Annotated in this window: 14 protein-coding genes; 6 read left to right on the forward strand and 8 right to left on the reverse strand. The window is 65.6% G+C overall.

Going from position 1 to position 15,322, the window contains the following annotated elements; genetic code table 11:
* Positions 1-125: 125 nt before the first annotated feature.
* Together LB524_RS27945 and LB524_RS27950 are read right to left on the reverse strand one after the other, a co-directional pair.
* Positions 126-1,355 (reverse strand): amidohydrolase/deacetylase family metallohydrolase, encoded by a 1,230-nt coding sequence (locus LB524_RS27945; protein WP_224531584.1) that lies wholly within the window; start codon positions 1,353-1,355, stop codon positions 126-128.
* 32 nt (positions 1,356-1,387) lie between these two features.
* Positions 1,388-1,753: a RidA family protein gene (locus tag LB524_RS27950; RefSeq protein ID WP_041163620.1), complete on the reverse strand. Its 366-nt coding sequence runs from the start codon at positions 1,751-1,753 to the stop codon at positions 1,388-1,390.
* 222 nt (positions 1,754-1,975) lie between these two features.
* Here LB524_RS27950 and LB524_RS27955 point away from each other — a divergent pair, with 222 nt between their 5' ends.
* Positions 1,976-2,461, forward strand: coding sequence for a hypothetical protein (locus tag LB524_RS27955; RefSeq protein ID WP_015314829.1), 486 nt, complete (start codon positions 1,976-1,978; stop codon positions 2,459-2,461).
* A gap of 72 nt (positions 2,462-2,533) precedes the next feature.
* Here LB524_RS27955 and LB524_RS27960 read toward each other — a convergent pair whose 3' ends face one another.
* Positions 2,534-3,169, reverse strand: coding sequence for a methyltransferase family protein (locus tag LB524_RS27960; protein WP_041163619.1), 636 nt, complete (start codon positions 3,167-3,169; stop codon positions 2,534-2,536).
* Positions 3,170-3,417: 248 nt separating this feature from the next.
* Here LB524_RS27960 and LB524_RS27965 point away from each other — a divergent pair, with 248 nt between their 5' ends.
* The 3 genes from LB524_RS27965 (at position 3,418) to LB524_RS27975 (ending at position 6,414) form a co-directional block, all read left to right on the forward strand.
* On the forward strand, positions 3,418-4,209 hold the full coding sequence (locus tag LB524_RS27965; RefSeq protein WP_224531585.1) for a hypothetical protein: 792 nt from the start codon (positions 3,418-3,420) through the stop codon (positions 4,207-4,209).
* Between the two features lie 103 nt (positions 4,210-4,312).
* A complete protein-coding gene (locus LB524_RS27970) occupies positions 4,313-4,996 on the forward strand; it encodes a winged helix-turn-helix domain-containing protein (protein WP_224531586.1) in 684 nt (227 codons plus the stop codon).
* A gap of 47 nt (positions 4,997-5,043) precedes the next feature.
* Positions 5,044-6,414, forward strand: a complete 1,371-nt coding sequence (locus LB524_RS27975) for a sensor histidine kinase (protein ID WP_224531587.1) — start codon at positions 5,044-5,046, stop codon at positions 6,412-6,414.
* 66 nt (positions 6,415-6,480) lie between these two features.
* Here the strand turns inward: LB524_RS27975 and LB524_RS27980 are convergent, their stop codons facing one another.
* Entirely contained in the window at positions 6,481-6,909 is a 429-nt protein-coding gene (locus tag LB524_RS27980; protein ID WP_140719599.1) for an Lrp/AsnC family transcriptional regulator, read from the reverse strand.
* 44 nt (positions 6,910-6,953) lie between these two features.
* Between LB524_RS27980 and LB524_RS27985 the strand changes: the two genes are divergently transcribed.
* Positions 6,954-8,135 (forward strand): saccharopine dehydrogenase C-terminal domain-containing protein, encoded by a 1,182-nt coding sequence (locus LB524_RS27985; protein WP_411909948.1) that lies wholly within the window; start codon positions 6,954-6,956, stop codon positions 8,133-8,135.
* 292 nt (positions 8,136-8,427) lie between these two features.
* Here the strand turns inward: LB524_RS27985 and lpdA are convergent, their stop codons facing one another.
* The 4 genes from lpdA to LB524_RS28005 all read right to left on the reverse strand — a co-directional run bounded on the left by lpdA (position 8,428) and on the right by LB524_RS28005 (position 13,694).
* Complete coding sequence (gene lpdA / locus LB524_RS27990; RefSeq protein ID WP_224531592.1) at positions 8,428-9,825, reverse strand: dihydrolipoyl dehydrogenase; 1,398 nt, start codon at positions 9,823-9,825, stop codon at positions 8,428-8,430.
* 273 nt (positions 9,826-10,098) lie between these two features.
* Complete coding sequence (locus tag LB524_RS27995) at positions 10,099-11,427, reverse strand: dihydrolipoamide acetyltransferase family protein (protein ID WP_224531594.1); 1,329 nt, start codon at positions 11,425-11,427, stop codon at positions 10,099-10,101.
* Between the two features lie 17 nt (positions 11,428-11,444).
* Positions 11,445-12,458 (reverse strand): alpha-ketoacid dehydrogenase subunit beta, encoded by a 1,014-nt coding sequence (locus tag LB524_RS28000; protein ID WP_015314819.1) that lies wholly within the window; start codon positions 12,456-12,458, stop codon positions 11,445-11,447.
* Positions 12,459-12,461: 3 nt separating this feature from the next.
* Positions 12,462-13,694, reverse strand: a complete 1,233-nt coding sequence (locus LB524_RS28005) for a 3-methyl-2-oxobutanoate dehydrogenase (2-methylpropanoyl-transferring) subunit alpha (protein WP_224531596.1) — start codon at positions 13,692-13,694, stop codon at positions 12,462-12,464.
* A 573-nt stretch (positions 13,695-14,267) separates the two neighbouring features.
* Here LB524_RS28005 and holA point away from each other — a divergent pair.
* The gene (holA, locus tag LB524_RS28010; RefSeq protein ID WP_224531600.1) at positions 14,268-15,311 is read left to right on the forward strand and encodes a DNA polymerase III subunit delta; all 1,044 of its coding nucleotides are present in this window, start codon (positions 14,268-14,270) and stop codon (positions 15,309-15,311) included.
* The last annotated feature ends 11 nt before the right edge of the window (positions 15,312-15,322 follow it).

Here is a 15,322-nt window from a genome sequence, read left to right on the forward strand (position 1 = left end):
CGCAAGTTCACCGACCTTGGCTCCCTTCCTCTCCCTCCGGAGGGGGGAGAGGTGGCTCGGCGAAGCCGAGACGGAGTGGGGGAAGCCGCTCGTCAATCGCGCAGCCTCCTCGATATCAGTTAATCCTACCGATGCCCGAAATGCCTGGCCGCCACCTCGACATGCGTATGGTTGGCATGGGCCACGAAGCGCTCGGTCTCGCCGACATCGTCGACCGCCTCGTTCGGCCACCAAATGCCGCCGACGACGATGCCTTCCGACACCAGCCGCTGGTCGGCGACCAGCGAGGTGCCGACCGCATCGACGAAGGTGAAGCGGCCTGACCGCTGCCGCAGCACGGCCACGTCGCCGGCGGTGCCGATCGTCAGCGTGCCGAGGTCCGGCCGCGCGATCGCCCGCGCCGGCGCCTGCGTCGCGGCGCGCAGAACCTCGACCAGCGGCATGCCGAGGGCCATTAGCTTCGACATGCAGACCAGTATGTCGAAGGCCGGCCCGTCGACGCAGTAGAGGTGCACGTCGCTCGAGATGACGTCGGGCGCCAACCCTTCGGCCAGCATGGCGCGGGCGACCTCGAAGTCGAACGAACCCATGCCATGGCCGAGATCGAAGATGACGCCGCGCTCGCGCGCCAGCCGCATGTCGGGCCGCACCGTGCCGGAGGCGAACACCGGCGCATTGGGGAAGGGCCGGAAGCAATGGGTGAGGATGTCGCCCCGGCGCAGGCGCGGCAGCACTTCGGAGCGGCCGGGCGGCGGCTCGTCTATATGCGCCATCAGCGGCAGGCCGGCCTTGTCGGCGGCCTCCAGCGCCAGGTCGACCGGCGCGATGCCGCTGTTGCCGCCGGCATGCTTGCCGGAGCGAACCTTGACGCCGACGACGACGTCGGCGTGCTCGCGCACCGCCGCCACCACCTCGCGCGGCTCGCAGAGACGGAGATCGCTGCATTCGCCGACCGACACCGTTTGCGAGAAGCCGAAAATGCCGGCAAAGGAAATGTTGACATAGGCCAGGATGCGCACCTTCGAACGCTCCATGACATGGCGGCGGAAGCCCAGGAAATTGCCCGCGCCCGCGCTGCCGGCGTCGATGAAGGTGGTGGTGCCGCTCTTGGCGGCTAGCCTGTCGGCGTCGACACCGAGCGAAGTGCCGCCCCAATAGACGTGGCTGTGCAGGTCGACGAGGCCGGGCGCGACGATGCAACCGGTGGCGTCCACCACCTGGGCGGCGCTGGTCGCGGGGATATCGGCTTCGATCGCGGCGACGCGGCCATTGGCGATGGCGACATCGCGCGGCGCATCGATGCCGGCCGCCGGGTCGATCAGCCGTCCGCCCTTCACGAGGAGGTCGAATTGCATTGTTGGAACCTCCGATTGGCCGAATTGCCGTCTCAGGCCGGTCTGTAGGCGACAGCCTCGACTTCGATCTTGATGTCGATCATCAGCCGCGATTCGACCGTGGTGCGGGCCGGCGGATTTTTCGGAAAATGCCTGGCATAGATAGCGTTGAAGGCGCCGAAGTCACGCGCGTCCTCGAGCCAGACGGTGGTCTTGACCACATCGTCCATCGTGCAGCCGGCGAGCGCCAATGCGGCCTTCACATTGGCGAGCACCTGCTCGGTCTGCTCCGTGATGCCGCCCTTGACCACGATGCCGTCGCCGCCGACGGGAACCTGGCCCGAGACAAAGACGAAATCGCCGGCCCGCACGGCCGGCGACAGCGGCACGTGGGATGTTCCGAAAGTCTGCTTGGGCAAGGGACGGCCTCCTCCGATGACATGGCCGGACACCGAGGCGGCGTCCGCTCCGGGACGAGATTTACCGCGATCGCGGCAATCCCGATAGAGGCCCTTGTTGGAAAGCAACATTGTTCGAAATCCGTGTTGCTTTATTACAGATGCGCTTGCATCGTGCGCGTTTGCCGGACGGGCTCGACGCCACGACCGACAGACGCCCTCGCTAAACCGGAGACCCCGACAATGACCTTCGACAAGAACCCGTTCCCTCCCGGCGACGCAGACCGTCACGCGCTGTGGGAGATGCTGATGCGGCGCGACATCGACGCCTTCATCGACCAGGATTGGGCCATGGTCGAGAACGATTTCATCGCCGAAAGCTTCTTCGGCATGCATGCGCATTTCCTGGCCAATGCCGATGCCTGGCGGCTGCAATTCCCGCGGCTGGAGATTTACCGCGACGAGTGGCTGCGCCAGGCCAAGGAAACGGCGGCGACCAAATTCGCCGAGCCGCTGCGCGAGGCGCTGTTTCGCGTTACCAATCTGCGCGACATCGATGTCGACGGCGACCGCGCCGTGCTGCACAAGAAGTTCGACGGCAGCGTCGCCAAGGCGGATGGCAGCGTCGACCGGCTGAAATGGCAGACACTGTATTTCTGCCGAAAGGTCGGCGCGAGCTGGAAGATAGCCGGCTTCGTCGGCTACATGCCTTATCCGCTGGGAAGCTAGTTTCGATTTCCATGAATGGCCATCGACAGTCGCGATGGCCGATCAGCCGCGCCAATTCCCGTGGCGAGCTGCTCAGTACAGCGTGATGAAGGCCGGGAACAGCACGCCTGTCTCCCTGAAATACTCGATCAGCTCGATGGCCGGGAAGATGGCGAGGAAATAGAGCCCGTCGAAAAAGGTGCGCCTCAGCGCCCGGGTCGAGAACCGCAGCTCGTCATTGTCGTGGTAGAGCAGCGGGTTTGGCCAGAACCGGGGCGTCGCCTTGATGTAGGCGCTGTAGGCCGGGCCGAACTTGCCCAGGAGATATTCGGCCTCCCTGCGCGCCGTGACACGGAAGATCAGGAAGCTGGCGACGCCAAGCGCGGCGGCGGCCACCACCGAGCCGTAGAGCAGGCCGATGCCGACCGCGCCGACCGTCGAGAAGAAGTAGAGCGGGTTCTGGCTCATCGAGAATGGTCCCGTCGAGACCAGCTCTTCATTCTTCTTGCCGCCGACATAGAGGATGCTCCACAGCCGGCCGGCGACGCAGGCGAGCACCAGGCAGAAGCCGAGGAATTCGAGCGTTTCGTGGCCGTTCGAGCCTTCGCTGAGCGCCGGTTTGGTCAGGAACAGCAGCAGCACCGCCAGCACCGCCGCGACCCGGATGAATATCAGCCGCTTGCGCTGGTCGAAAGCCTGTGAAACCGGCTTGAGGGAAGCGTAGGTCATTTTCGCGTTTTCCTGGGCACTCTGGTGCAGGCCCGGCCACTGGGGCACGCCATTGATGGCGGATACAAGGCGCTCACCCTCTATCAGCGCATCGCGAGGCATTCGTAAAGGCCTTTTGAGCCAGCCACCGCCATCCTTACGAATTTGTATGGCGCCGGACAGGCTGGTGAGAAGTCGCTTGCCTATCATCATCCGAATGCCGGATCGCTTCCGCCGCCGGCGCAACCATCGGCATCGGGACATCAGCCATGCTCGCACCACACACACCCCCCGCACCGAGCCAAAACAGGGTGCCGGACGTCACCCTCGACTTCTGGTTGGTCAAGCTGATGGCGGTGACCATTGGCGAGACGGCGGCGGACTATCTCGCCGTCAACCTCGGCCTCGGCTTGACCGTCACCTCGCTGATCATGACCGGCGTGCTGGTCGTCGCTCTCGCCCTGCAGTTCGCGCACAAACGCTACGTGCCGTGGGCCTACTGGCTGGCGGTGGTGCTGATCAGCGTCGTCGGCACGTTGATCACGGACAACCTCGTCGACAATTTCGGCGTGCGCCTGCAGACCACGACGATCGCCTTTTCCGTTGTGCTCGCGGCGACATTCGCGGTCTGGTACGCGAGCGAACGGACGCTTTCGATCCACACCATCTTCACGACCAGGCGCGAGATCTTCTACTGGCTGGCGATTCTCTTCACCTTCTCGCTGGGAACCGCCGCCGGCGATCTGGTCGCCGAGACCTTCGACATGGGCTACCTGACCACGGGCCTGCTGTTCGGCGGCGTCATCGCGCTTATCGCGCTCGCCTATTACCTGTTCCACCTGGACGCCATCCTGGCGTTCTGGCTGGCCTATATCCTGACGCGTCCGCTGGGTGCCTCCTTCGGCGATTGGCTGTCGCAGCCAGCCGAATATGGCGGCCTCGGTTTCGGCACCATTTTCACCAGCCTGATCTTCCTCGGCTGCATCATCGCGCTCGTTCTCTACATGACGCTCAGGAATAATGCCGACGAGCTGGACGACATGCTGCTGGACTCGGAGTGAGCCGCCGGCGGGTGCCGCAGGGCTTGGCCAGTTGGCGACTATTCTAGGAACGGACTCGTGCCGGTGATAGCCTGTCCCGGATACCGGCAGCCAGGGAACAGCGATGCGGCTACTTCTCGTCGAGGACGACCACAGGACGGCGGACTATATCGTGCGCGGCCTGACCGAGGCCGGCCATGTCTGCGACCTCCTGCGCAATGGCCATGACGGGCTTTTCGCCGCGACCAGCGGCGGCTACGACGTGATCGTCGCCGACCGGATGATCCCGGGCCTCGACGGCCTGTCTATGGTCAAGGCCGTCCGCGCCGCCGGCGTGCGCACGCCGGCGATCTTCCTCACCTCCGTCGGCGGCATCGACGACCGCGTCGAGGGGCTCGAGGCCGGCGGCGACGACTATCTGGTCAAGCCCTTCGCCTTTTCCGAGCTGCTTGCCCGCATCAACGCGCTCGGCCGGCGGCCGGCCGCGCAGGAGCAGAAGACCGTTCTGCGGGTCGCCGACCTCGAAATGGACCTGATCATGCGGCGCGTCGTCAGGCAGGGCCAGCCGATCGAGCTGCAGCCGAGGGAGTTCAGCCTGCTCGAGGTGCTGATGCGCGGCGAGGGCCGCGTCATCACCCGCACCATGCTGCTGGAGCGGGTCTGGGATTTCCACTTCGACCCCAAGACCAGCGTCGTCGAGACCCATATCAGCCGCTTGCGGACCAAGGTCGACAAGCCGTTCGGTACCCAGCTCATCCACACCATCCGCAACACCGGCTACAGCCTGCACGCGCCGCTCTCCCAGTGATCGCGACCTTCCCATGACCGCGAACTTCCCATGACGGCGACTTTCCGATGACCGTGACCCGGACCCGCCTGCTGCGCAGCACGCCATTCCGGCTTGCCCTGACGTTCGCCTTCCTGTTCATGCTGGCCTTCGTGCTGGCGGGCGCCATCGTCTACCAGATGATGAGCGCCGACCTTGCCGAGCAGCTCGACGACACCATCAGCGAGACCTATGCCGTCATCGCCGCGACCTATGCCGACAAGGATCTCAGGGAGTTGGTGGAGACCGTCGAAAACCACTCCGTGCGCAGCCCTGGGAAGGAGCAGCTCTTTTCGCTGACCGACGCCGCCGGCAACCGTATTGCGGGCAACTTCACCGCGGCGGGGCTTCCCGACGGTTTCTCGATGTTCGGGGCCGAAATGCCGGGCCTGCCGCCGGACACCGAATACCGCGCCTATTCCGGTCCGGTCGGCGCCAACACTTTGACCATCGCCTTCAGCCTCTCCGAGACCGAGGAGCTGGAAACGATCATGCTGATGAGCTTCGGCTGGGCGACGCTGATCATCACCGGCCTGGCCGTTGCCGGCGGCGCCCTGCTCGCCTCGCGCGTCCAGCGCCGTCTCGACGGCATTGCCGCCACGATGGTCGACGTTTCGCATGGCCGCCTCGACACCCGCATCCCGCTGACCGGCAAGGACGATGACATCGACATCGTCTCCAGCCAGATCAACGCCGCGCTCGACCGCCTGTCGGCGCTGGTCGAGGGCATGAAGCAGGTCAGCGCCGACATCGCGCATGATTTGAAGACGCCGCTCAACCGCCTGCAGATGATCCTGGAGAGCGCCGCCGACAAGGCCGCACGGCGCCAGGACGTCTCCGACGATCTGGCCGACGCGCGCGCCGAGGGCCACCAGATCAACGAGACCTTCGACGCGCTGCTGCGCATCGCTCAGATCGAGGCCGGCGCGCGCAAGGCGCGCTTCACCGATGTCGATCTCGGCGAGATCCTCGGGACCATCGCCGAGATATACGCCGGCGTGGCCGAGGACGACGGCAAGGTGCTGTCATCGGTCGAGCTGCATCAGACCGCCGGCCGCATCCATGGCGATCCGGAACTGCTGACGCAGATGTTCGCCAACCTGGTCGAGAATTCGCTGCGCCATTGTCCGCCCGGCACATCCATCCAACTCTCGGTGACGCGCCAGGGCGATCGTGTTCTTGCCAGCGTCGCCGACAACGGACCCGGCATTCCCGCCGGCGAGCGCGAAAAAGTGTTTCAGCGTCTCTACCGGCTGGACCACAGCCGCTCGACCCCCGGCAGCGGCCTCGGCCTCAGCCTTGTCAGGGCCATTGCCGAGCTGCATGGCGCATCGATCACGCTCGAGGACTGCCGGCCCGGGCTGGCCGTGATGGTGAGTTTTCCACTGGTGATGGATTAACTTCGGAAGTTAGGGAAAGCCGGCGTCGCGGCCATCTCCCCCGCAAGGGGGGAGATGGCCGTAACGTCACCTGTCGATCCGTGTCGACAAAATAATCGACGACGATGTCCGCTCGACCCCCTCCATGGCGCCGATCTGGTCGAGCAGCGTGTCGAGGTCGCGGATCGATGGCGCGTCGACGATGACGATCATGTCGAAATTGCCGCTGACGGAGTGCAGCGTCCTGACCGGCGGCAGCGCCTGCAGGCTGCGCACCACCTTGTCGGCGAGCTTCGGCGTGACGGTGAGCAGCACATGCGCCCTGACCAGCCCCTGCTCATAGTCCGGCGCCAGCCGGACGCCATAGCCGGTGATGATGCCGCGCTGCTCCAGCCGCTCGATCCGGCTTTGCACCGTCGTGCGCGACACGCCGAGCCGCCGCGCCAGTTCGGCCGTCGAGGCGCGCGCGTTGGCGCGCAGCAGCGAGAGCAGGGCTTGTTCGGCATCACTGAGCATTTCGACGAAGCCCTTCGGCAGATCGGTAAAAGATAGGGTTCACTTTGCAGAATTCCACGCTTCCTTTCGACAGGCAAGCTGCGATGGTTTTTGGGAAACGCAGATCGCAGGGGAATTTGAACATGAACAAAATCATTATCGTCGGGGCCGGCAAGATCGGCTCGACCATCGCCGAAATGCTTGCCGCGACGGGCGACTATCAGGTCACTCTCCTCGACCGCTCGGCGGCGCAGCTCGCCGCGGCGGAAGTCCCCGCCGGCGTCGAGACGCTGGAACTCGACATCGCGGCGCCCGGTGCGCTTGAAGCCGCGCTCGCCGGCAAGTTCGCGGTGCTGAGCGCCGCCCCCTTCCACCTCACCACGCGCATCGCCGAGGCGGCGGCCAGCGCCGGCGTGCATTATCTCGATCTCACCGAGGACGTCGCCTCGACCAGGCGGGTCAAGGAGCTGGCCCGTACCGCCAAGAGCGCCTTCATCCCGCAATGCGGGTTGGCGCCCGGCTTCATCTCGATCGTCGCCAATGATCTCGCCAGCCGCTTCGACACGCTGGAAAGCGTGCGCATGCGCGTCGGCGCGCTGCCGCAATACCCGTCCAACGCGCTGAACTACAATCTGACCTGGAGCACCGACGGCGTCATCAACGAATATTGCGAGCCTTGCGAGGCGATCGTCGAGGGCGAGCTGGTCGAAGTGCCGCCGCTGGAGGAGCGCGAGGAGTTTTCGCTCGACGGCGTCACCTACGAGGCGTTCAACACCTCCGGTGGACTGGGTACCTTGGCCGAGACGCTGAAGGGCAAGGTACGCACGCTGAACTACCGCACCATCCGCTATCCCGGCCACGCCGCGATCATGAAGGCGCTGCTCAACGACCTTGGGCTGCGCCACCGCCGCGACGTGCTGAAGGACATTTTCGAAAGCGCCCTGCCGGCGACGCTGCAGGACGTGGTCATCGTCTTCGTCACCGTCTCGGGCCGCAGGAACGGCCGCCTGCTGCAGGAGACCTACGCCAACAAGATCTATTCCCGGCGCATCGGCCGGACGGTGCGCAGCGCCATCCAGATCACCACCGCGTCTGGCATCTGCGCCGTGCTCGACATGCTGGCGGACGGATCGCTGCCGGCGACCGGCTTCGTCAAGCAGGAGGAAATCGCGCTCGATGCCTTCCTCGCCAACCGCTTCGGCCGCGCCTATGCCCAGCATGACATGGTAAGCCGGCTGGCGGGGTGAGCGCCGGCGCCTTTCCTCTCCCCCGTCGACCGGGGGAGAGGTGTCGAGCGAAGCTCGACGGAGCGGGGGTCGACCTGGCTCGGGCTTGTTATTTCAAGCCGGGGTGATGCCTCGTCCTGACTGATTGAGGCTTGTGATGAGTTTTCAGCGGCGGTGCGTCTGAGGACCGGCTTCCCCCACTCCGTCGCTGCTTCGCAGCGCCACCTCTCCCCCCTCCGGAGGGAGAGGAAAGGAGCCTGGGGCAATCGAGCAACTCCTCCCCCTTTACGCCTGACGCGGGAGAGGGGGAGCTCTAAATATGCAGCGCGTGGCCCAGCGCCTTGAGCGCGGCTTCCTGAAACCCTTCGCCTTGCGTCGGGTGCGCATGGATCGTCCCTGCGATGTCCTCCAGCCTGGCGCCCATCTCCAGCGCCAGCCCAAACACCGCCGACAGTTCCGACACACCCTGACCGACGGCCTGGATGCCGAGCACCAGGTGATTGTCGGCGCGCGCCACGACGCGGACGAACCCGTCTTCGCCGAGCTTGGTCATGGCGCGGCCATTGGCGGCGAAGGGGAACAGGCCGATCTTGATCTCGCCGCCTTGCGCCTTGGCCTCTTCGGGCGACAGACCCGCCGTCACCAGCTCGGGATCGGTGAAGCAGACGGCCGGGATCGAGCGCTTGTCCCAGCCGCGCTTGTGGCCGGCGACGATCTCCGCGACCATTTCGCCTTGCGCCATCGCCCGGTGCGCCAGCATCGGCTCGCCGGTGACGTCACCGATGGCGAAGACGCCGCGCATCGAGGTCCGGCACTGGTCGTCGATCCGTATGAACTTTCCGGCCCTGTCGAGATCGATCTGGTCGAGTCCCCAGCCTTCCGTCACCGGCTTGCGGCCGACCGTCACCAGCACCTTGTCCGCGGCGACCTTGGTGCTCTTGCCGTCCGATGTCTCGACCAGCAGGGCATCGCCGTCTGTCGACAGCCCTTTGGCCCTGGCGCCCAGCATCACCTCGACGCCGAGCGCGGAGAGCCGCTTGACGACGGGCCGGGTCAGCTCGGCGTCATACTGCGCCAGCACGCGCGGCAAGGCTTCGACCACGGTGACCCCCGCACCCATCTTGGCGAAGGCCATGCCGAGTTCGAGCCCGATATAGCCGCCACCGACGACAGCGATTTTCTTGGGAACCTCACTCAGGGCCAGCGCGTCGGTGGACGAGATCACAGGCCCGCCGAAGGGAAGAAAAGACAACTCGACCGGCGCCGAGCCGGTGGCGATCACGATCGTCTCGGCCCGGATCACCTGGCTTCCGGTCTCGGTCTCGACCTCGACGGTCTTGCCGTCGCGAAACCTCGCCCAGCCATGCACGGTCTTCACCCCGGCCTTCTTCAGCAGGCCGGCGACACCGCTGTTGAGCCGGCTGACGATCCCGTCCTTCCAGGCGATGGTCCTGGCCAGGTCGAGCACCGGTGCGGTGACCGAAATGCCGAGCGGGCTGTTGCCGCCGACCATGTGCGAGACCTTCTCGAACTCCTCCGCCGCATGGATCAGCGCCTTGGACGGGATGCAGCCGACATTGAGGCAGGTGCCGCCGGGCTTCGCAACCTCGACGATGACCGTATCGACGCCGAGCTGTCCCGCACGAATGGCGCAGACATAACCGCCCGGACCGGCGCCGATGACGAGCAGCTTGCAGGAGATTTCCTTCATGTTGGCAGCTTCCTTGTCATGAGAGCCGTCAACGTCCTCCCATCCAACCCAGCGCTGCCCCTCATCCGCCTGCCGGCACCTTCTCCCCGTATAGTGACGGGGAGAAGGGATTGGCCGCGATGTTGGCGCCCTCGTCTGCAACGCTGCCGATTGGCGAAACCATGGATAACGGCGTCTTTCTCCCCGTCACTATACGGGGAGAAATGCCCGGCAGGGCAATGAGGGGCGGCGCGGCGCCCGCCAATGGAAACTCGAGAACGCATCACATCTCCCTCAATCCACGAAAATCAGCGCCGGCGTCTCCAGCAGCGCCTTGATCCGCTGGATGAACACCGCCGCGTCCCAGCCATCTATCACCCGATGGTCGAAGCTGGAGGAAAGGTTCATCATCTTGCGCGGGATGAACTGGGTGCCGTCCCAAACCGGCCGCACCATCATCCTGTTGACGCCGATGATCGCCACTTCCGGGTGGTTGATCACAGGCGTCGTCGCGATACCCCCCATGGCGCCGAGCGAAGTGATGGTGATGGTCGAGCCGGACAGCTCGTCACGTGTCGCCGTGCCTGACTTCGCGGCCTCGGCCAGCCTGGCCACCTCGGTGGCACAGTCCCAGACGTCGCGCGCCTCGGCATGCTTGACGACAGGCACCACCAGGCCCGACGGTGTCTGCGCGGCAATGCCGATATGGATGCCGCCATGCTGGTGGATGATACCAGCCTCGTCGTCGAACAGGGAATTGAGCTGGGGCTGGTCCGCGATCGCCTTGACCATCGCCCGCATCAGGAACGGCAGCAAGGTCAGCTTCGGCCTCTCCGCGCCGCCCTTGGCAACACGCTTTTCCTTGTTGAGCGCGGCGCGCAATTCCTCGAGCGCAGTGACGTCGATCTCCTCGACATAGGTGATGTGCGGGATGCGCGACTTCGACAGCGTCATCTTCTCGGCGATCTTGCGCCGCAGGCCGACCAGTTTGATGTCCTCGACGGTGTCGTCGCGGGCGAGGCCCGGCGCCTTGGCCGATTGCGGCCCGCGCGCCAGGAACGCCTCCAGGTCCTCGTGGCCGATGCGGCCGGCGGGGCCGGTCCCCGCCACCTGCCTGAGATCGATGCCCGCCTCTTTCGCCCGCAAGCGAACGGCGGGGGAGGCCAGCGGCTTTTCGCCTTCCGGACGCGGCGCGCCCGAAGCCGAGGAGCGCGTCACGGTTTTCGGCGCCGACGACGACGATGCGGGTTTCGCCGGTGTCTCGGCGGGTTTTGCCGGCTTGGGCGGCGAAGCGGCTTCGGGCTTCGGGCTCGGCAGCCTGACGGGCGGCTCGGCCCCGGTCGCCGGTTCAGCCTCCTTGCCGGGTTTCACATTGCCCTCGCCCGCCACTTTCAGCCGCACGATCGGTGAACCGATCGCCACCGTGTCGCCGATCTCGGCGCCCAGCCACAGGATTTCGCCATCGACGGGCGACGGGATTTCGACCGTCGCCTTGTCGGTCATCACGGCGGCGAGCACCGTGTCCTCGCGCACGATGTCGCCGATCTTGACATGCCATTCGACGAGCTCGGCCTCGGCGACACCCTCGCCGACATCGGGCAGCTTGATGATGTGTTCGCCCATCTCAGGCCTCCCCCACTCTAGGCTTCCAATGTTTCAAGCAAAGCGCGGCCGACACGCGCGGGACCGGGAAAATACTCCCACTCCTGCGCATGCGGATAGGGCGTGTCCCAGCCGGCGACGCGGGCCACCGGCGCCTCCAGGTGATAGAAGCAGTTTTCCTGCACCAGCGCCGACAGTTCGGCGCCGAAGCCCGAGGTCAGCGTCGCCTCATGCACGACGACGCAGCGCCCGGTCTTCTTGACCGAGGCCACGATCGTGTCGAGATCGAGCGGCAGCAGCGTCCTCAGATCGATGATCTCGGCGTCGATGCCGGTCTCCTCGGCGGCCGCTTGGGCGACATAGACCATGGTGCCGTAGGCGAGCACCGTGACCGCCGCGCCCGCCCTGCGGATGGCGGCCTTGCCCAGCGGTACGGTGTAATGGCCGTCGGCGACCTCGCCGAGCTCGTGCTTCGACCATGGCGTCACCGGCCGGTCGTGATGGCCGTCGAACGGGCCGTTGTAGAGCCGCTTCGGCTCGAGGAAGATCACCGGATCGGGGTCCTCGATCGCCGCGATCAAAAGCCCCTTGGCATCATGCGGGTTGGATGGAACCACCGTCTTCAGGCCCGACACATGGGTGAACAAGGCTTCCGGGCTCTGGCTATGCGTCTGGCCGCCGAAAATGCCGCCGCCGGTCGGCATGCGGACAACGATCGGGCAGGTGAAGTCGCCGTTCGAGCGGTAGCGCAGCCTCGCCGCTTCCTGCGTCAACTGGTCGTAGGCCGGATACATGTAGTCGGCAAACTGAATTTCCACGCAGGGCTTCAAACCATAGGCCGCCATGCCGATGGCCGAGCCGACAATGCCGGATTCGTTGATCGGCGCGTCGAAGCAGCGGCTCTTGCCATATTTGGCCTGCAGCCCGTGCGTGACGCGAAAAACGCCGCCGAAGAAGCCGACATCCTCGCCGAACACGACGACCTTGTCGTCGCGCTCCATCGACACGTCCATGGCGTCGCGGATGGCCTCGATCATGGTCCGTCTTGGCATGGCTCAGACTCCCGCCTGCTGGCGCTGGCGCCTGAGATGCGGCGGCATCTCGGCAAACACACCCTCGAACATCTCGCGTGTCGACGGCTTGCCGCCGGCATGCAGCGTGCCGTGGCTTTCCGCTTCCTTCTGCGCCGCGATCACCGTGTCGAGGATTTCGGCCTCGGCCTGCGCATGCCGTTCGTTCGACCAGACACCGAGCTTGATGAGATGGTTCTTCAGCCGCACGACCGGGTCACCCAGCGGCCAGGCGTCGGACTCGGTCTTCGGCCGGTAGGCGGAGGGATCGTCCGAGCTCGAATGAGCGCCGGCGCGGTAGGTGACATATTCGACCAGCGTCGGCCCGAGATTCTCCCGCGCCCTTGTCGCCGCCCATTTTGCCACCGAGTGCACGGCCAGATAGTCATTGCCGTCGACGCGCAGCGACGGGATGCCGAAGCCGAGCCCCCGGGCCGCGAATGTGCCCGAGCCGCCGCGCGCGATGCCCTGAAAAGTCGAGATTGCCCACTGGTTGTTGACGACATTGAGCACCACAGGCGCCTTGTAGGTGGAGGCGAACACCAGCGCCGAATGGAAATCGGATTCCGCCGTCGAGCCGTCGCCGATCCAGGCCGCGGCGATCCTGGAATCGTTGGAGATCGCCGACGCCATCGCCCAGCCGACCGCCTGGATATACTGCGTGGCCAGATTGCCCGAGATCGAGAAAAAGCCGTGCTCCTTCGACGAATACATGATCGGCAGCTGACGGCCCTTCAGCGGATCGGCCTCGTTGGAATAGATCTGGTTCATCATCGTAACCATCGGATAGCCGTCGGCGATCAGCAGGCCAGCCTGGCGATAGGTCGGGAAATTCATGTCGCCGGGGCTGAGCGCCTTGCGGAAGGCGCAGCTCACCGCCTCCTCGCCGAGATGCTGCATGTAGAAGGAGGTCTTGCCCTGGCGCTGCGCCATCTGCATGCGCGCATCAAAGGTCCGCAGCGTCATCATGTTGCGCAGGCCTTCCAGCAATTCCTCGCTGGAAAGCAGCCCGGCCCACGGCCCGACGGCCTCGCCATTGCGGTTCAGCACCCGGATGATCGAAAAGGCCATGTCGCGGATGGTGCGCGGATCGACGTCGATGTCGGGGCGTGGCACGGAGCCGGCCTCGGCGATGGTCACATTGGAGAAATCAGGCGTCCCGCCCGGCCGCACTTCCGGCTCCGGAACGTGAAACCGCAACATCCCAGCATCGGCCATGACCTCGAGTCCTCCAATGTTGCCTGGCAGGGATATTTGCATATCCGCGCCGCCAGTGCGAATGCGTCGGGGTGTCGGTTCCGACCGCGCCGGCCGATCCGGCCTTCCCCGCTCAAGATGAAGATATGTCCGCGAAATTTCTTGTCGATGTTGGGCGGCCGCACGCAATTTGGCGCATGGTTGTGCCGTGTTTGTCGCCAGATAAAGTGATTGGCTGGCGAGACTTGGTTCCACGCCTCCTTTTGTGCCTCCGCGAGCAGGGGAAAATTGGGGTTTCGCCAGCCTTGGCGCCCTTCCTCTCCCCCGTCGATCGGGGGAGAGGTGGCGAGCGCAGCTCGACGGAGTGGGGGTCGACCTGGCTCGGGCGTTATCTCGAGCCGGGACGACGCCTCGCCCTGATTGAGGCGCTGTGATGAGTGCCAGTGCCTGCGGATTTGAGGACCGGCTTCCCCCACTCCGTCCCGGCTTCGCCGGGCCACCTCTCCCCCCTCCGGAGGGAGAGGAATGGGCCAAGGTTGGCGATCCGAACCGGAAGACGTTCACTCCATCCCCGCATCATGCTAACCACCCTCCATGGCACAGAAGAAAGCTTTCGAGGTCGACGGTTGGCTGGCGCGGCCTGATCCGCGCATCTCGATCGTCCTGCTTTATGGCCCCGATCGCGGCCTTGTCTCCGAACGGGCGAAGGCCTTTGCCGGAAAGACCGGCCTGCCGCTCGACGACCCGTTCTCGGTGGTCAGGCTCGAGGGTTCGGAGGTCGATCGCGACGAGGGCCGCCTGCTCGACGAGGCCCGCACCGTGCCGATGTTTTCCGACCGGCGGCTGCTCTGGGTGCGCAATGCCAGCGGCCAGAAGGCTCTGGCCGACGACGTCAAGGCGCTGACGGCGGAGCCGGTGCGGGACGCCATCATTCTCATTGAGGCCGGCGATCTGAAGAAAGGCGTCGGGCTGCGCGCCGTGGTCGAGGGCGCGGACAATGCCATGGCGCTGCCTTGCTACGCCGATGAGGCCCGTGACATCGACACGGTCATCGACGACGAACTGCGCAAGGCCGGCATGGCGATGACACTGGAGGCGCGGCAGGCGCTGCGCCGCAATCTCGGTGGCGACCGGCTGGCCTCGCGCGGTGAGATCGAAAAACTCGTCCTCTACGCCCACGGCCAGAAGGAGATCGGGCTGGAAGAGGTGAGAGCCATGTCCGGCGACGTGTCCGGCGCCTCTTACGACGATGCCGTCGACGCGCTGCTCGAAGGCAAGGTCGGCGACTTCGACACCGCTTTCACGCGCCACTGTCAGGGCGGCGGGCAGCCCTTCCAAGTGCTGTCCTCGGCGATGCGGCAGCTCCAGCAGATCCAGGTCATGCGCGGCCAGATGGAGACCGGCGGCCGCAACGCCGCTTCCGTCGTTGCCGCCGCGCGCCCGCCGGTCTTTTTCTCCAGGCGCAAGCTGGTGGAGAAGACCCTGGAGCGCTGGAACAGCGAAGCGCTCGGCCGCGCGCTGACCCGGTTGCATCAGGCCGTGCTGCAGACGCGGCGACGCCCGGACCTGTCCGTCGCGCTGGCACGGCAGGCGCTGCTCGGTATCGCGGTGGAAAGCGCCAGGCTGGGTCAGCGGTAGAGAAATTGGCC

It is taken from the genome of Mesorhizobium sp. ESP6-5 (assembly GCF_020164695.1).
In the GTDB taxonomy this organism is placed as follows: domain Bacteria; phylum Pseudomonadota; class Alphaproteobacteria; order Rhizobiales; family Rhizobiaceae; genus Mesorhizobium; species Mesorhizobium australicum.